At 63.6% G+C, this 14,902-nt stretch carries 13 protein-coding genes; 9 read left to right on the forward strand and 4 right to left on the reverse strand.

All coding sequences use genetic code 11. The features are described from left to right. Positions 1-6: 6 nt before the first annotated feature. The 5 genes from AXW67_RS04305 to AXW67_RS04325 are packed head-to-tail and all read left to right on the forward strand — an operon-like array spanning position 7 to position 4,657. Positions 7-1,365, forward strand: coding sequence for a nitrous oxide reductase family maturation protein NosD (locus AXW67_RS04305; protein ID WP_145927410.1), 1,359 nt, complete (start codon positions 7-9; stop codon positions 1,363-1,365). After that, positions 1,362-2,282 (forward strand): ABC transporter ATP-binding protein, encoded by a 921-nt coding sequence (locus AXW67_RS04310; RefSeq protein WP_063676838.1) that lies wholly within the window; start codon positions 1,362-1,364, stop codon positions 2,280-2,282. Before AXW67_RS04305 ends, AXW67_RS04310 begins: the two co-directional genes overlap by 4 nt. Beyond that, the gene (locus AXW67_RS04315; protein WP_063676839.1) at positions 2,279-3,106 is read left to right on the forward strand and encodes an ABC transporter permease; all 828 of its coding nucleotides are present in this window, start codon (positions 2,279-2,281) and stop codon (positions 3,104-3,106) included. Before AXW67_RS04310 ends, AXW67_RS04315 begins: the two co-directional genes overlap by 4 nt. Next, positions 3,103-3,651 (forward strand): nitrous oxide reductase accessory protein NosL, encoded by a 549-nt coding sequence (locus AXW67_RS04320; RefSeq protein WP_063676840.1) that lies wholly within the window; start codon positions 3,103-3,105, stop codon positions 3,649-3,651. Before AXW67_RS04315 ends, AXW67_RS04320 begins: the two co-directional genes overlap by 4 nt. Further along, on the forward strand, positions 3,617-4,657 hold the full coding sequence (locus tag AXW67_RS04325; RefSeq protein ID WP_430648698.1) for an FAD:protein FMN transferase: 1,041 nt from the start codon (positions 3,617-3,619) through the stop codon (positions 4,655-4,657). Before AXW67_RS04320 ends, AXW67_RS04325 begins: the two co-directional genes overlap by 35 nt. 211 nt (positions 4,658-4,868) lie before the next feature. Here AXW67_RS04325 and AXW67_RS04330 read toward each other — a convergent pair whose 3' ends face one another. The 4 genes from AXW67_RS04330 to xylB all read right to left on the reverse strand — a co-directional run bounded on the left by AXW67_RS04330 (position 4,869) and on the right by xylB (position 10,061). Continuing rightward, entirely contained in the window at positions 4,869-5,816 is a 948-nt protein-coding gene (locus AXW67_RS04330; protein ID WP_063676841.1) for an ABC transporter substrate-binding protein, read from the reverse strand. Between the two features lie 101 nt (positions 5,817-5,917). Further along, the gene (locus AXW67_RS04335; RefSeq protein ID WP_063676842.1) at positions 5,918-6,961 is read right to left on the reverse strand and encodes an ABC transporter permease subunit; all 1,044 of its coding nucleotides are present in this window, start codon (positions 6,959-6,961) and stop codon (positions 5,918-5,920) included. After that, a complete protein-coding gene (locus tag AXW67_RS04340; protein WP_063676843.1) occupies positions 6,954-8,477 on the reverse strand; it encodes a sugar ABC transporter ATP-binding protein in 1,524 nt (507 codons plus the stop codon). The genes AXW67_RS04335 and AXW67_RS04340 overlap by 8 nt, the downstream gene beginning before the upstream one ends. 138 nt (positions 8,478-8,615) lie before the next feature. Beyond that, positions 8,616-10,061, reverse strand: coding sequence for a xylulokinase (gene xylB, locus AXW67_RS04345; RefSeq protein WP_063676844.1), 1,446 nt, complete (start codon positions 10,059-10,061; stop codon positions 8,616-8,618). 99 nt (positions 10,062-10,160) lie between these two features. Between xylB and AXW67_RS04350 the strand changes: the two genes are divergently transcribed. From AXW67_RS04350 to AXW67_RS04365, 4 genes are all read left to right on the forward strand, one after another. After that, on the forward strand, positions 10,161-10,616 hold the full coding sequence (locus AXW67_RS04350; protein ID WP_063676845.1) for an RbsD/FucU family protein: 456 nt from the start codon (positions 10,161-10,163) through the stop codon (positions 10,614-10,616). A 388-nt stretch (positions 10,617-11,004) separates the two neighbouring features. Next, positions 11,005-12,630: a substrate-binding domain-containing protein gene (locus AXW67_RS04355; RefSeq protein WP_063676846.1), complete on the forward strand. Its 1,626-nt coding sequence runs from the start codon at positions 11,005-11,007 to the stop codon at positions 12,628-12,630. Positions 12,631-12,718: 88 nt separating this feature from the next. Further along, positions 12,719-13,834 carry a carbohydrate ABC transporter permease gene (locus AXW67_RS04360; RefSeq protein ID WP_063676847.1) on the forward strand — a complete coding sequence of 372 codons (1,116 nt, stop codon included), beginning with the start codon at positions 12,719-12,721 and terminating at the stop codon, positions 13,832-13,834. Between the two features lie 90 nt (positions 13,835-13,924). Continuing rightward, complete coding sequence (locus tag AXW67_RS04365; protein ID WP_063676848.1) at positions 13,925-14,785, forward strand: carbohydrate ABC transporter permease; 861 nt, start codon at positions 13,925-13,927, stop codon at positions 14,783-14,785. The last annotated feature ends 117 nt before the right edge of the window (positions 14,786-14,902 follow it).

Here is a 14,902-nt window from a genome sequence, read left to right on the forward strand (position 1 = left end):
GGCATCGTGGGCCTCTTGTCACGCATGTTTCCGGCGGCGCTGGTCGCCGCCGGATTTTCCAGCTTCGCCGATGCGGAGACCTTGACGGCTGCGCCAGACCGACCGCTCCAAGCGTTACTGGATGGCGCGCGCGCCGGCGACGTCATCGAACTTGCCCCGGGTGAATATCACGGTTCGGTCCGGATCGACCGTCCTTTGGAGCTGGTGGGGAGGCAGGGCGCGGTGCTTGATGGCGAGGGCGCCGACAACGTCATCACCGTCAGCGCACCCGACGTCACTGTCCGGGGCGTGACCATCCGCGGGTCTGGCCGCGATCTGCAGGCGATGAATTCCGGAATCTTCCTTCAGAAGACGGCCGAACGCGCGAAGATCGAGAACAACCGTCTGGTTGGAAACCTGTTCGGCGTCTACGTCCATGGCGCCCAAGGCTCGCGGGTCGTCCACAACGAGATCGAGGGACTGCGTGGCGGGCGTCTTAGCGAGGCAGGCAACGGCGTCTCGCTTTGGAATGCACCAGACGTCACCATCGCGGACAACACATTCCGCTACGGCCGCGACGGCATCTTCTCGATCTCAAGCCGCAACGACCGCTTCGTCAGAAATCGCTTCGAGCAGGTTCGCTTCGCGATCCACTACATGTACACCAACGACAGCGAAGTGAGCGGCAACGTTTCGATCGGTAACCATGTCGGGTACGCCATCATGTATTCGAGCCGGCTGGTGATCCGCGACAACGTTTCCGATCACGATCGCGACCACGGCCTTCTGTTCAACTACGCGAACTACTCCGAGATCGACGGCAATCGGGTGACGGGTGGCCTGCTGAGCACGGCGATGGACAGTGCGGAAGACGGTCCGAACGACGAGCGCGGCATGCTTCCGGAGCCGAAACGGGAGCGAGCTCTTCGAAGCGGCCCGGAAAAGTGCGTGTTCATCTACAACACCAATCACAACAAGTTCCGCAACAACTGGTTCGAACGCTGCGCTATCGGAGTACACTTTACCGCGGGCTCCGAAGGCAACGAAATCACGGGCAACGCCTTCATCAGCAACGCCAACCAGGTGAAATACGTCGGCACCAGACACTTGGACTGGTCGACCGGCGGGCGGGGTAACTACTGGAGCGACAATCCGGCGTTCGACCTCAACGGGGACGGAATCGCCGACACGGCCTACCGGCCGAACGACCTGATCGATCGTGTGCTCTGGACCGCGCCAGCCGCGAAAGTTCTCATCAACAGCCCCGCGGTCCAGGTGATCCGCTGGGCCCAGGCGCAATTTCCGGCGCTGCTGCCGGGCGGCGTGATCGACAGCCATCCGCTGATGTCACCGCCGAAGCGCCGCACGGCCGAGGAGGCGCGATGACCAGCACCATACGCGTCACCGAAGTCACCAAGGAGTACGGCCCGGTCAAGGCCGTGTGTGGGGCTTCGTTCGAGCTGGGTCGGGGCGAACTGGTTGCGCTGATCGGCCACAACGGCGCCGGCAAGACCACGCTGATGAAGCTGATGCTCGGGCTCATCCGGCCGACCAGCGGCTCGATCGAGGTCCTCGGCGACAACCCCGCCGCCGGCGAGTTCGCGGGCCGCCGGCAGCTTGGCTATCTGCCGGAGAATGTCTCGTTCGATTCCGCGCTGACAGGCCGGGAGACGCAAGCCTTTTACGCCCGGCTGAAGCGCGAGCCGATGACGAAGGCGCTCAACCTGCTCGAAACCGTCGGACTTGGGCCTGCCGCGCGCCGTCGCGTTGGCACGTACTCGAAGGGGATGCGGCAGCGGCTGGGGCTTGCCCAGGCGCTGATCGGTCATCCGCGGGTGCTGTTGTTGGACGAGCCGACGACCGGGCTTGATCCCGAACTGCGCCAGACCTTCTACGAGGTCATCGAGCAGCTTGCAGCGGACGGCGCGACAGTGCTCTTGTCCTCGCACGCGCTGACCGAGCTCGAGGAGCGCGCAGGGCGGGTGATCATCATGAACCGCGGCATCAAGGTCGCAGACGGATCGATCGACGAATTGCGCCGCCTCGCCCGGTTGCCCACCAGGATCCGTCTCAAGGTGGCGGGACTGGCCGCGAGCGAGATGCCGGCCTGGGTCCCGACGGATACGATCTGCCGGCGGCTCAACGGGCACATCGTCGAGATCGATGCTGCGCCGGACCGCAAGATCGAGCTTCTGCATCGCGCGACGGCGTCGGGCAATTCCGTGGAAGATGTCGATGTGGTCCCACCAAGTCTCGACGAACTCTACGCTCACTTCCTCCGACAGTCGGAGCGAACCTCATGAACGTGCTCATCATCGCGGCGAAAGAAATTCACCAGGCCATTCGCAACCGCTGGGTGCTCGCGGCAACACTCCTGCTCGCCGGACTTGCCTTGTCGCTGACCTTCCTCGGCAGCGCGCCGACCGGTAACGTCGGCGTTCGCGCGCTCGATGTCGTCGTCGTCAGTCTTTCGAGCCTGACGATCTTTCTCGTCCCACTCATCGCGCTTCTGATTTCGCATGACGCTATCGTGGGCGACATGGAGCGAGGCACGATGCTCTTGCTGCTGAGCTATCCGGTTGCGCGATGGCAGGTGCTGCTCGGCAAGTTCCTTGGTCACCTTGCGGTGCTCGCCTTTGCGACCTGTCTCGGCTATGGCCTGGCCGTCGGGGCGCTCGCGGCCACTGGCAGTCGCATCGATTTCGACAGCCTCCTCGCCTTCGCCGCCATGGTCGGCTCCTCGGTGCTGCTCGGCGCCGCATTCGTCGCGATCGGCTATCTCGTCAGCGCCCTCGCGCGCGACCGGGGCACGGCCGCCGGCATCTGCATCGGGCTGTGGCTGCTGCTTGTCCTGATCTACGACATGGCTCTGCTCGGCGTGCTCGCGCTTGACCAGGGCCGCAGCATTTCCGCAACCGCGCTGAATGCGATGCTCCTGTTGAACCCGACCGACGCATACCGGCTGTTCAATCTGACTGGATTCGCCAATGTCAGTACTTTCGCGGGGATGGCAGGACTCGCCCAAACCACGTCTCTGACCATGTCGGTCCTTCTGGCCGCCCTGCTCTCCTGGACCTTGGTGCCGCTGGGCCTCGCCGCGCTTGCCTTCTCGCGGAGAGAGCTATGAGACGCCTCGGCATCACGCTCGCTCTCCTTATTCCGCTTGCGCTTGTCGGCTGCGGCGAGAAGGAGGTCGCGAAGCTTCCACCGCCGCAGCAGATGACCGCCGAGGCGGTCGGGCACTATTGCGGCATGAACGTGCTCGAGCATCCGGGACCGAAGGGACAGATTTTCGCCGCGAGCCTGATCGAGCCCGTGTGGTTCTCATCCGTTCGAGACACCCTCGCCTTCACGATGCTGCCGGACGAGCCCAAGGACATCCAGGCGATCTACGTCTCGGACATGGGCCAGGCGCCGAGCTGGGACAAGCCGGGCGCCGACAATTGGGTCGAAGCGCGCAAGGCGCAGTTCGTGATTGGCAGCCGGGTCAAGGGCGGCATGGGCGGCGCCGAGGCGGTGCCGTTCTCGGATAGGTCGGCCGCGGAGAAGTTCGTCGCCGAGAACGGTGGACGCATCGTCGCATTCGCGGACGTGCCGCGCGCCTACGTGCTCAGATCGGGCGACGAGACCACACCGGATGATGGCGCCTCCGGGCGCGGTTCGGCCGACTGAGGAGAGCGTTATCATGCCAATGCTTTCTCGACGACGTTTCATCAACATCAGCGCCGCAGCGGCGGGCCTGGCGCTCGCACCGCTCGGACGCGCGGTGGCCTTGAATGCTGACGTCGCGGTCTGGCACGGCACCATGCTGGGCGCGACTGCAACCCTGAAAATCCATCATCAGGCAAGAGACGAAGCGGAACGTCTGATCGCGGCGGCGTGCTCTGAAGCCCGCCGCCTGGAGCGCCTGTTCAGCCTGTACCTGCCCGACTCCGCCCTGGTCGAATTGAACCGGACCGGAATTCTCGTCGACCCGGCACCGGAGTTGGTCGACCTGCTCTCGGACTCGCGCCGCTACGCCGAACTGACGGACGGGATGTTCGATCCGACCGTGCAGCCGCTATGGAAGCTATACGTCGAGCATTTTTCGAGCGCCGGTGCAGACCCGTCCGGTCCGCCGCAAGCGGCGGTGAAGGCGGCGCTTGGCCATGTCGACTATCGGCGTATGTCTATCAGACGGGATCGCATCGTACTGCCGAAGGGAGCCGAGCTCACGCTCAATGGCATCGCGCAGGGCTATGTCACCGACAAGGTTGTCGATCTGTTGCGCTCACAGGGGATCGCACAAAGCCTCGTCGACATGGGCGAGACGCGGACGATCGGATCGCGACCGGACGGCAGCTCGTGGGAGGTCGGAATCGCCGATCCCGAGCACCCGGGGCGGATCGAGACGACGCTGCGGATCGTGGATCGCGCGGTGTCGACGTCGGGCGGCTACGGGTTCCGGTTCGATCCCACAGGCCGCTTCAACCACCTGTTCGATCCGACCAACGGCGGCTGCGCCAGCCTCTATCGCAGCGTCACCACGGTGGCGTCCAGCGCCACCGCGGCGGATGCGCTGTCCACGGCTTTCAGCCTGATGCCGGAAGCGCAGATCCGCTCCTTGCTGCCGAAAACCGGTATCGAACGGGTCCATCTGATCGACGCAGCCGGAGGCGTTTCCGAGCTCGTGGCGTGATCTGTAGTCGCCGTTTGAGCGTTAGCCCTTCGCCAGGCTCGAGCTTCGCTACACGGTCTCGAACATCCGTGCGATCCGTCTCGACTATCAGTCTTCGCATCGACGGCGTAGGAAAGCTTAGCACTACGGGCGTCGCTCAAAACGTCGCCCGTCACCTCGTGATCCAGCGCTCCCTGCTAGGGACGGCCTTCAGCGAAAAGACAGGAGCGGGCTACTGCGAACGGTCCGAAGTCCACCCTTTATACTCGGCGACATTGTCCCGGGTCACGAGCTTCGAAGGCAACAATTCCACGGTCGAAGCCGGCTTCTGCCCGTTGAGAATGCCGACGCCGACCTGCACGGCGCGCCGCGCCATGAAGAACGGATCCTGCGAGGCAGAGGCCTGGACCTGCGGCGACTGCGGATCCTTCAGCGCGGCCTCGATATCGGGAGCGCCGTCGACCGCCGTGATGACGATGCCGCTGCGCCCTTGCTGACGCGCCGCGAGATCGGTACCGATCGCCTGTGGGTCGTTGATGGCGAAGATGGCGTCGATCTTGGGGAAGCGCGTCAGATAGCCCTGCGCAACGGTGAGGCCGCCCTCGCGCGAGCCCTTGCCGTCCTGATCGCTGGACAGGACCTTGATGCCGGGATTCTTGCCGAACACGTTCTTGCAGCCGGTGACGCGGTCGATCACGGCGGAAACCTGCGGCCCGTTCTCGATGATGACATCGCCTTTGCCGCCCAACTTATCAACGATGTACTGGCAGGAGATCTCGCCGGCCTGGACGTTGTTCGTGGTCACGGTAGCGTCGGCGCCCTCGGCTGCCGTGTCCACCGCGACGACGATGATGCCCGCGGCCTGCGCCTTCTTGATCGCGGGGCCGATCGCCTTGGGATCACCAGGGTTCAACAGGATCAGGTCGACGCCGGCGGCGATGAAGTTGTCGATCTGTGTCACCTGCTTGCCGAGATCATATTCGAATCCGACGGCGGTGATCTTCACATTCGGATTGGTCTTCTTGGCTTCGAACTCGGCACCCTTCGACAGCGCGACGAAGAACGGGTTGCCCATCGAGCCGAGTGAGACGCCGATCGCCTTGAGCTCCTTGGCGGATGACGGCGCGGTGCCGAGCGCAAGCGCCATCGCAGCGCCGGCGAGCGTGATCGTCTTCAACATTGCCTTCCTCCCTGGTCTATCTTGATCCCCGACACGGCAGACCAGTTGCCGCAGCGGAACTTCGCATCGGGCGCTGCGCGCTCAAGTGCGCGCCGAGCCTTTTAGGTTCTGGCGGAGCCTTGCAGCCGGTAGCGATCCAGCGCCACGGCGCCGATAATCACCAGACCCTTGATCACATATTGCCAGATGTCGGAGACGCCGATCAGAATCAGGCCGTTCGAGAGAACAGCAATGATCAGCGCGCCGACCAGCGTGCCCCAGATCGAGCCGATACCGCCGACGAAGGAGGTGCCGCCGAGGATCACTGCGGTGATGGCGTCGAGCTCGTAGGACTGGCCGAGCTGAAGACCGTTGGCCGCGTAAAGCCGCGCCGCCTGCATGGCGCCGCCGAGCCCGGCAAACAATCCCGACACGCCGTAGACGAAGATCAGCACAGCCCAAACCTTGATGCCGGCGAGCCGCGCCGCGCTCTCATTGCCACCGACCGCGTAGATGTGCACGCCGAGCACCGTACGGCGCAGCACCAGCCACGAAACGAGGATGACGAGCAGCGCAATGACCGACAGCCAGGGAATCGAGATCACACCGGGAATGAGCGTGAGCGAGCCGTTGCCGATGAAGGCGTAGGGAATGGAAGGATTGAACACAGTGGTGTCGGCGCCGAGCAGCCGCGCCAGCCCGCGCACGGCGGTCAGCGAGCCCAGCGTCACGATGAAAGGCGGCAGACGCAACAGCGCGATCAGCGCGCCATTGACGACGCCGAAGCCGAGGCCGGTCAACACCGCGACCGGGAGCCAGAGGGCACCAAGGTCGGGCAGTTTCGAGATGGTCAACCCGGCCATCGCAGAGACCGCGAGGATGGAACCGACCGACAGATCGATGCCGCCGGTCAGGATGACGAAGGTCATGCCAGCGGCAAGCACGGTGTTGACGGCGGCCTGTTGCAACACGATTCCGAGATTTTGTCCGGTGAAGAAACGGCCGTCGGACAGGAAATGAAAGCCGATGCACAGGACCAATAGCACCGGCAGCATGCCGGCGGCGCGGATCAGGAGCCGCAAACGCTGACGCTTGGTCTCCTGCGCAGCCGCGGTGCCGGCCGCCGTGCCCGAGTTTGCCTTTGCCTGCGAGGAACTGTCATGCATCGAGCTGCTCCATGCCGGTCGCCAGCGCCATGATATCTTCCTGGTTCAAGGGCGATGCCGCCTCCCGCCTGATCTCACCGGCAATGTGCCCGGCACGCATGACGATGACGCGGTCGCAGATGCCGATGATCTCCGGCAGATCCGACGAGATGACGAGGGTCGCAGTGCCCGACTTGGCAAGATTGTCGATGATCGAATAGATCTCGGACTTGGCCCCGACGTCGACGCCGCGGGTCGGCTCGTCGAGGATCAGCACCTTGGGCGCCGTCGCAAGCAAGCGCGAGAGCAGCACCTTCTGCTGGTTGCCCCCGGAGAGCGCGCCAACGTTGACACTGGCATTGGCGGCGCGGATGCCCAGCGCAGCAAACGCCTTGCTGGCGCGGTCGCGCGCCTTGTCGCGATCGAGGACATAGCCGAGCTTGGCATCGCGGCCGAGCACCGCGAGATTGATGTTGTCCAGGCACGACATGTCCAGGAACAGGCCGAGCGCCTTTCGGTCTTCGGTCAGATAGGCGATCCCGGCATCGAGCGCCTCGCCGGGCGTGCGAATCTCGATCGGGCGTCCCTCCAGCTCGAGCCGGCCGGAGGTTTTGGGCGAGGCGCCGATGATGAGATGTGCAAGCTCGGTGCGGCCCGCGCCGATCAGGCCGGCGAGGCCGACCACCTCGCCCGCGTGCACGGTGAGGGAGCAACCCTTGACGCGCTGGCCGTCGGCCATGTCGATTGCTGCGAGCACGGGATGTCCCCGCCCCGCCTCCGGGTCATGGTCCTTCTTGTAGAAAGAGGAGACGTCGCGTCCCACCATCAGCCGCACGATGGTATCGGCGCGGATCTCGGGCTTGTCGAGCGAGCCGACCAGACGGCCGTCGCGCAGAACGGTGACGCGGTCGCCCAGCGCGTAGACCTCGTCCATACGATGTGAGATGTAGATGATGGCGAGCCCCTCTGCGCGCAGCTGGCGGACCAGCGCGAACAGCCGATCGCTCTCGCCGGCCGACAGCGCAGTGGTCGGCTCGTCCATGATCAGTATCTTTGACCGCGCGTGCAGTGCACGCGCGATCTCGACGAGCTGGCGCTGGCCCATCGACAGATGCGCCACCAACGTCGATGGCAGGAAATCCGCGCCCAGCCGTTCCAGGATCGGGCCGACGCCCTCGCGCATGGCGCCGCGCGCCAGCAACCCCGAATGCGAGATCTCGCGGCCGAGATAAATATTCTCCGCAACACTGAGATTGGGGGCTAAGGATAGCTCCTGATAGATGATGGAGATGCCCGCGGCACGGCCGCCCAGCGGGCCTTCGATCCGCGCCGGCCTGCCCTCGATGCGGATCTCGCCGCCGGGATCAGGGCGATAGGCGCCCGACAATATCTTCATCAGCGTCGATTTGCCGGCGCCGTTCTCGCCCATCAGCGCATGGATTTCGCCGGCATAGACCGTGAGATCGACGGCTCGCAGCGCCTTGATGCCGAAGAAGGACTTTGAGACCCCGCGCATCTCGAGGATCGGATCGTTCATCGTGCCTCCCGATGCACAATGCGTTTCCCACCCGCGTCTCGATTTTTTGCCAGCGCGGTTCGCGCATTAAACAAAACGCCGCGGCACAGGGCAATACCGAAGACGGCATACCGAAGTATGTGCAACGCCAGGTCGACGCTACTGGCGCGGCCGGTACAGCTCGCGCCAGGCAGGAAGCCGCTCGGCATAGGCATCGACGAGCACGCGTTCAGGTTCGAACGTCTCGACGCGTCGCGGTGGGGTGCAGACGGCGTCGATTGCCTCGCCCGTGACAGCAAGCCGCCCCAATCTCGCCGCACCGAACGCCGCGCCGGTTTCGCCTTCGGCAAAGCGATGGATCGGAACATTCAGAACATTCGCCAGCACCGACAGCCAGAACCGGGACCGTGAACCGCCGCCGATGACATCGGCTTCAGTGACCGCGATTCCGACATCCGCGAGCACGTCCCGGCAGTCCGCAAGTGCGAAAGCGACGCCCTCGAGCACGGCCTGGACGATCGTCCCACGATCGGTGCCGTGGCTCAAACCATCGAGCATGCCGCGCACGACGGGATCGTCGTGCGGCGTCCGCTCGCCCGCGAGATACGGCAGGAAGCTCACAGGAGACGGCGCCTGCGGGCGCGACCCGAGTGGCGCCAGCAGCTCGGCCTCGGCGACGCCGAACAGGCGCGCGATCCAGGCGAGACAGGATGCCGCCGAGAGGATCGCACCGGCCTGAATCCACATTGCGGGGATGGCATGGCAGAACGTGTGCACCGCGCGATCCGGATTGGCGGCAATCCTGCTGGTCGGCGCCAGCAAAGCGCCTGATGTTCCCAGCGAAATGAACGCGGTGCCCGGCCTGATCGCGCCGATGCCGATGGCGCCCGCTGGATTGTCACCGGCACCGCCCGCGATCATCGGCCGCCTCGCCATGCCCCAGCGCTGCGCAAGTTCGCTGCGCAGTGTTGCTGCGGGCGCGCAACCCTCGACCAGACTCGGCATGTGATCGCGCGACAGGCCGGTCGCAGCCAGCGCTGCATCCGACCAGTCCCGGCGCGCGGCGTCGAGCCACAGCGATCCCGATGCGTCCGAGACGTCCTCGATCGCTTCGCCGGTCAGGACCAGGCGCAAATAGGCCTTCGGAAGCAGGATGAGTTTCGTGGCCGCAAAAATCTCGGGCTCGTGCGTCGCGATCCAGAGCAGCTTCGGCGCCGTGAATCCGGGCATCGCCTTGTTGCCCGACGTCGCACGCAAGGCGGGCCAACGTTGTTCCAGAATACGACACTCGGTGGCGGACCGTCCGTCGTTCCAGAGGATGCAAGGCCGCAACGGCTTTGCGCTGGCGTCAAGCAGCGTGGCGCCATGCATCTGGCCGGACAGTCCGATGCCTTCGACCGCAGCCAGCTCGCCGGCATGCGTCACCCTCAGGGCATCCAGCGTGGCAAAGGTCGCATTGATCCACTGCGCCGGATCCTGCTCGGAATAGCCCGGCAGCGGCGAGGCCGTCGTCAGCGGCCGGCTCTCGCTTGCAATCACGCGCTGGGCCTCGTCGACGAGAACGGTCTTGACCGCCGAGGTGCCGAGGTCGATGCCGAGATACATGGATGACTACAATTGTTGACGTTGGTATGGACGACGGCGTCGCCACGTCGGATAGTCCAATCAATCCAAGAAGCCTGATCGCGTCAAGGGAGCCGCTGCATGCTGAAATCGATCGACCCGCTTCTCAATGCGGATGTACTCTACGCCCTGCGGTCCATGGGGCACGGAGACAATCTCGTGCTCTGCGACACCAATTTTCCCGCTGACGCCGTTGCCCGCCAGACCGTACTGGGGCGGCTGTTGCGCATCGACAACGTCTCCGCCGGCCGCGCCGCGCGCGCGATCCTCTCGGTGCTGCCGCTCGACAGCTTTGTCGAAAAGCCGGCCTCTCGCATGGAGATCGTCGGCCAGCCCGACGAAATCCCGCCGGTGCAGCAAGAGGTCCAGGCCACAATCGATGCAGCGGAAGGACGCTCGTTTCCCATGGGATCGGTCGAGCGGTTTGCCTTTTATGAACTCGCCAAGAAGTCCTATTGCGTGATCCAGACCGGCGAACGGCGCTTCTACGGCTGCTTCATTTTCAAGAAGGGCGTCATCCCGCCCGATGCGGCTTGAGGTGAACACCTCAAGCTGAGCCCGCCCAGCGGCCACGGCGACGGCTGCCCCCCGGCATAATGTGACATCGACACGATGTCGCGCTCGCGGAACCTCTCGTTCAGCATCGGCGATGGCAACATCATCTCGCGGACGCATTCATCTTGCAGCGCGGCATCGCGACGAGTCCGCTCGTCGCTCGTCATTGACGCCACGCACGGACTCGACTCCGCGTCCATTCGTTGACTTTGATTCGTGCCGTTGCATACTCGACGCGGCCTCTGTCACCCATCACGACGACACCGAAGTCCACGCCTCGATGCGCTCCGGTGAGTCAGACTTCAGATCAAGAAAGTCAACAAGGGAGGGTATCGCGGTGAAACACCAAGATCATGATCGGCGTTCCGAAATGCAGCCGAGCCGACGCACGGTGTTGAAAGGCGCAGCCAGCGCGGCCGCGTTGGGCACGACGGGCGCGCTCGGCACGTTCTCCGAGCTTGCCTTGGCCCAAGCCAATCTGCGCGCCCAGATCACGCAAATTCCCGGTGTCGGCAAAGGTGCGCCGACCGACGCCGACTGGCAGAAAGTCGGCGAGCTCTGCCTCGGCCCGACCAAAGCGAGCATCAAGGAAGGCGAATTCAAGGGCGTCGAGCTCTCCTTCATGGGACTGAACAATCAGAACCTGCACAATCTCCTGTTCCGCGGCTTCCTGAAGCCATGGGAGGCCTATACGGGCGCGAAGATTTCCTGGATCGATCTCGCCCAGGCCGACTACAATCCGCGCTTGCAGCAGGCGATCGCGACCGGAACGGTCGACTTCGACATCCTGGAGATGGGTGCGCCGTTCGAAGGCGACGTCTGCGGCAAGGGGCTGGCCTCGGAGATGCCGGACTGGGTCAAGAACCAGATCGATATTGACGACTATGTCGACTACCTGAAGCCGCCGGTCGGAACCTGGAACGGCAAGACCTATCGCGTCACCATCGACGGCGACTGCCACAACTTCAACTACCGCACGGACGTGTTCTCCGACCCAACGCTCGCCAAGGCCTGGAAGGACGCCGGCAACACCAGCGAATGGGGCGTGCCGAAAACCTGGCAGCAGGTGCAGGCGGTGACCAAATTCCTCAAGGGCAAGAAGATCAAGAACCAGAACGCGTTCGGCTATCTCGACGCGCCTAAGCCCTGGGGCGGTTTCGGCTTCTATTTCCTGACGAGCCGCGCCTCCGCCTACGCCAAGCATCCTGATGACAAGGCCTGGCTGTTCGACATCGACACGATGAAGCCGCGCATCAACAATCCAGCCTGGGTGCGCGCCATCCAGGACGTGATCGACGCGCTGCCGTTCGAACCTGCCGATCAGCTCAATGCCGATCCGAACACCACCGGCTTCCAACAATTTCTGGCGGGCATCGGCTCGATGATCCCCTGGTGGGGCGACATCGGCCAGGTGGCGAAGGCGAGCGACACTTCCGTGGTCGGCGACGTCGTCGGCTTCGACATCCTGCCTGGGTCGGACGACGTGTATAACTCGAAGACGGGAAAGTGGGACAAGCTCGCGAGCGGGCCGAACCATGCGCCGAACTGCGCCTATCTCGGCTGGGGCGTTTACGTCATGGCGCGGGTCAATGGCGACGAGAAGAAGCACAAGGCGGCATGGAGCGCGGCCGCGCATCTCGGCGGCAAGGATCTGTCGCTGTGGATGGTGATGTATCCCTCGGGCTTCCAGGCCCACCGCACCAGCCACTTCCAGTTCGACGAGTGGGTGGCCGCGGGCTACGACCGCAAATACATCACTTCCTATCTGAACTCGCAGCTCGGCTCCTACAATCATCCGAACCGCGCAGTGGAGCCGCGCATCCCCGGCATCTTCCAGTATTACAGCATCGCCGAAGACGAGCTGACGAAGATCTTCGCCGGCAGGGTCGATGCCCAGACCGGCGCGAACAACATCGCCGCCGCCTGGGAGAAGCTGACCGACCAGATCGGCCGCGAACGGCAGATCGGGCTCTACAAGGCGTCTCTCGGCACGTAGCTTCTTTTGACTGCGAGACCCTTCCCAACCCCAGCTGGCGCCGCTTCAGGCGCCAGCTCCTCTAGCAAGATCGCAGAGTCGGATTGCGATGCAGAGTTCGGTCGACTTGAGCAATGATCGCTTCGCGCCCGCCCCCCGGCGGGCTAGCGTCAGCCGGAAGAACGCAGGTCGGGCGCTGGTCGCGTTCGCTTCGCTCGGTCTCCTGCTCGTGATCCTCCTGCAGGGACTGCACGCAACCGGTACAATCGCGGCAGGCTTTTCGGATTGGCGTCCGATCATGATCGCCTACGTGCTGTGGGCTATCGCGTTTGGGGTCGGGCAAATCATCATCAGAGGCGAGCGTGGTCAGCGCGCGCTGTTTCTGCTGCCGGCCGTGTTCTTCACGGTCGCGGTCGTAATATTTCCTACGATTTTCGGACTCTACATCGCGTCACTGGACTGGAATCTGTCATCAATCGACGGCCCGCGCTTCAGCGGTTTCGATAATCTTAGGGGAATGCTGAGCGACACCTACTACTGGAACGCGCTGGGCAACATGATCTTCTACACGGTCGCAGTGCTCGGCGAATATGCGATTGCGTTTGGGCTTGCTTTGCTGCTCAGTGCCGATATCCGTGGACGAAGATTCTTTCGTGTGGTCTTCCTGCTGCCGATGATGCTCAGCCCTGTCGCGGTGAGCTGGATGATCGGCAAGTCGCTTTTGGAGTATCGCTTCGGACCTGCGGCGACGCTGGCGCGCTATCTCGGATGGGAAAACCCGGCCTTCTTCGCCTCACCGTGGATGGCACGCTTCAGTATCCAGGCGATGGACGCATGGGTCTCGATCCCCTTCATCATGATCATCCTTCTCGCAGGCCTCCAGGCGATGCCGAAGGAGGTGCAGGAGGCGGCCAAGGTCGACGGCGCGAATGGCTGGCAATCATTCTGGCACGTCACCTTCCCGATCATGCTGCCGGTCAGCATCACCGTCCTGATCATCCGCATCATCTTCAAGCTGAAGCTCGCCGACATCGTGATCAACGTCACCGCGGGAGGCCCGGGAGGAGCAACCGACACAGTGTCGAGCTTCATCTACCGCGTCTACCGCGACCGCTCGAATGTCGGATACGGCACGGCGCTCGCTATGGCCTATCTGCTGTTGATCATCGTGCTGCTAACGCTGTTGTTACGGCTGGCCAAGCGCTGGACGCAAAGGGTCATGTAGGGTATCGCAAAGGGAGTTGCTCGATTGGCTGTGACGACCGTAGCATCCAAGCCCGTCCGAAGGCATCCTGTAGCACCGCGCGCCAAGCGGATGCTGGGCCGCATGCTGATCTACGCTGCACTCCTGTTCTGGACGTTCATCTGCCTGTTCCCGATCTACTGGACCGTCACGACCTCATTCAAATCGGCAGTCGACGTGACGCAGGCCCACCTGATTCCCTGGGTCGATTTTCAGCCAGACTGGAAAGGATGGCGCTCGCTCGGCTTGTCGCCGGACACGCTATTCGGCACCTCGACGGCACGCTCCGAATTCGTGAACCGCTTCGTCAACAGCGTCATCACCTCGGTCGGTGCATCGCTGCTCGCGCTCCTCCTCGGATCGCTGGCGGCCTATGGCCTGAGCCGCTTCCGCTACAAATTCGCCTGGATGCGCAACGACGACATCCTGTTCTTCTTTATGTCCCAACTTATCCTGCCGCCGGTCGTGCTCGCGTTGCCGTTCCTTGTGCTGTACAAGGCGCTGTCTCTGCTCGATACGACGTTTGGCCTGATCCTGCTCTACACACTGACGGTGCTGCCAATCGTCATCTGGATCATGCGCGACCAATTCAACGCAATTCCGATCGAGCTTGATGAAGCCGCTTTTGTGGACGGCTTGTCGACCTGGGGCGCGTTTCTTCGCATCATCCTGCCGCTCGCGCTCCCCGGAATGATGGCGGCATTCATTCTCTCGCTTGTGCTGTGCTGGAACGAGTATTTCTTCGCGGCGCTATTGACCAGCACGGACGCCAAGACGCTACCCGTGATGGTGGCGAGCCAGACCGGCTCGCAAGGCATCAACTGGTGGTCGATGGCGGCGCTGTCGACGGCGGCGATCGCCCCGCTCGTCCTAATCGGCATTTTCCTCGAGCGCTACATTGTCAGCGGCTTGACTACGGGAGCGGGAAAGTAGCTCGCAAGGCCAGCCGGGCCCCTCACTTCGCGAATTCGACCGGCCCGACAAGAGTGACAGATGGAGATGGGTCGTTTTTCGCGACCGGACATCCTATATAGTAATCCGTGACTCACT

The sequence above is a fragment of the Bradyrhizobium neotropicale genome, from assembly GCF_001641695.1.
GTDB classification, from domain to species: domain Bacteria; phylum Pseudomonadota; class Alphaproteobacteria; order Rhizobiales; family Xanthobacteraceae; genus Bradyrhizobium; species Bradyrhizobium neotropicale.

What these genes read in the sequence shown, in the direction of transcription:
- AXW67_RS04330 (WP_063676841.1), bottom strand. Translation starts at nt 5,816, where the DNA reads ATGTTGAAGACGATCACGCTCGCCGGCGCTGCGATGGCGCTTGCGCTC.
- AXW67_RS04315 (WP_063676839.1), top strand. Translation starts at nt 2,279, where the DNA reads ATGAACGTGCTCATCATCGCGGCGAAAGAAATTCACCAGGCCATTCGC.
- AXW67_RS04310 (WP_063676838.1), top strand. Translation starts at nt 1,362, where the DNA reads ATGACCAGCACCATACGCGTCACCGAAGTCACCAAGGAGTACGGCCCG.
- AXW67_RS04365 (WP_063676848.1), top strand. Translation starts at nt 13,925, where the DNA reads ATGCTGGGCCGCATGCTGATCTACGCTGCACTCCTGTTCTGGACGTTC.
- xylB (WP_063676844.1), bottom strand. Translation starts at nt 10,061, where the DNA reads ATGTATCTCGGCATCGACCTCGGCACCTCGGCGGTCAAGACCGTTCTC.
- AXW67_RS04355 (WP_063676846.1), top strand. Translation starts at nt 11,005, where the DNA reads ATGCAGCCGAGCCGACGCACGGTGTTGAAAGGCGCAGCCAGCGCGGCC.
- AXW67_RS04335 (WP_063676842.1), bottom strand. Translation starts at nt 6,961, where the DNA reads ATGCATGACAGTTCCTCGCAGGCAAAGGCAAACTCGGGCACGGCGGCC.
- AXW67_RS04360 (WP_063676847.1), top strand. Translation starts at nt 12,719, where the DNA reads ATGCAGAGTTCGGTCGACTTGAGCAATGATCGCTTCGCGCCCGCCCCC.
- AXW67_RS04340 (WP_063676843.1), bottom strand. Translation starts at nt 8,477, where the DNA reads ATGAACGATCCGATCCTCGAGATGCGCGGGGTCTCAAAGTCCTTCTTC.
- AXW67_RS04320 (WP_063676840.1), top strand. Translation starts at nt 3,103, where the DNA reads ATGAGACGCCTCGGCATCACGCTCGCTCTCCTTATTCCGCTTGCGCTT.
- AXW67_RS04325 (WP_430648698.1), top strand. Translation starts at nt 3,617, where the DNA reads ATGATGGCGCCTCCGGGCGCGGTTCGGCCGACTGAGGAGAGCGTTATC.
- AXW67_RS04350 (WP_063676845.1), top strand. Translation starts at nt 10,161, where the DNA reads ATGCTGAAATCGATCGACCCGCTTCTCAATGCGGATGTACTCTACGCC.